Source organism: uncultured Leptotrichia sp. (assembly GCF_938036635.1).
GTDB classification, from domain to species: domain Bacteria; phylum Fusobacteriota; class Fusobacteriia; order Fusobacteriales; family Leptotrichiaceae; genus Leptotrichia; species Leptotrichia hongkongensis.
This window is the reverse complement of sequence record NZ_CALHQO010000149.1, coordinates 1-1001: the sequence shown is the minus strand read 5'-3', so window position 1 is coordinate 1001 and position 1001 is coordinate 1. Positions and strand designations below refer to the sequence as shown.

The 1001-nt window shown below is 31.0% G+C and carries 1 protein-coding gene; it reads left to right on the top strand.

Translation table 11 applies throughout. From position 1 onward, the window contains the following. Nucleotides 1-231: 231 nt before the first annotated feature. A partial coding sequence (gene hisS / locus Q0370_RS02805; RefSeq protein WP_299571848.1) for a histidine--tRNA ligase occupies nucleotides 232-1001 on the top strand: 770 nt, incomplete at its 3' end.

Here is a 1001-nt window from a genome sequence, read left to right as displayed (position 1 = left end):
TTCTTTTGACAATTTTGATATTTTACGGTTTAAGAAAATTGTACAAAATTTTGAGAGTTATCGCAAAAATAATTTATGAAGAAGGAAGTAATGATTTAAGAGATTTGATTGAAGATGAGAAAAATAAAATAAATTAAACTATAAAATCCCACATCTTAAAATCTTTAGTCAATTGTGATATAATAATTTATAAAATAAAATTGACGATATTAATTAAGAAAGGAAAAAAATATGATAACCGCCTTAAAAGGAATGAAAGATAGATATTCTGACGATGTGAAAAAATACGATGCGATTGTAGATGCTTCAAAAAAAGTTTTTGGAAAATATGGATTTGAGCGGATAATTACGCCGATTTTGGAGGAAACGGAGCTTTTCAAACGAGGAGTTGGAGATGAGACTGATGTTGTTTCTAAAGAAATGTACGATTTTAAAGATAAGGGAGAAAGAGATGTTACAATGCGTCCAGAAGGGACTGCGGGAGTTGTAAGAGCGTATCTTGAAGCTGGATTTCATAAGTCTTCTCCGATTGTGAAATGGTTTTACAATGGTCCAATGTATAGATACGAAGCACCTCAAAAAGGGAGAATGAGAGAATTTCATCAAACTGGAGTGGAAATGTTTGGTGTGAGAAGTGCATATCTGGATGCAGAAATTATTAAAATGGGTTGTGATTTTCTTGAAGAGCTAGGAATTACTGGATTGGTTGTGGAAATCAACAGTTTGGGAAATGTTGAATCGAGAAAAAAATATATTGAGGATTTGAAAAAATTTATGTTTGAAAGACTTGATAAATTGAGTGAAGATTCGCAAAAAAGATATGAGAAAAATCCTTTGAGAGCTTTGGATTCTAAGGATAAAGGTGATCAGGAAGAGTTTAAAAATGCACCAAAACTTTATGATTATTTGGATGAAGAAAGTAAAAAATATTTTGAAGATACTAAAAAATATTTGGAATTGTTGGGCGTGAATTATGTCGTGAATGATAAATTGGTTAGAGG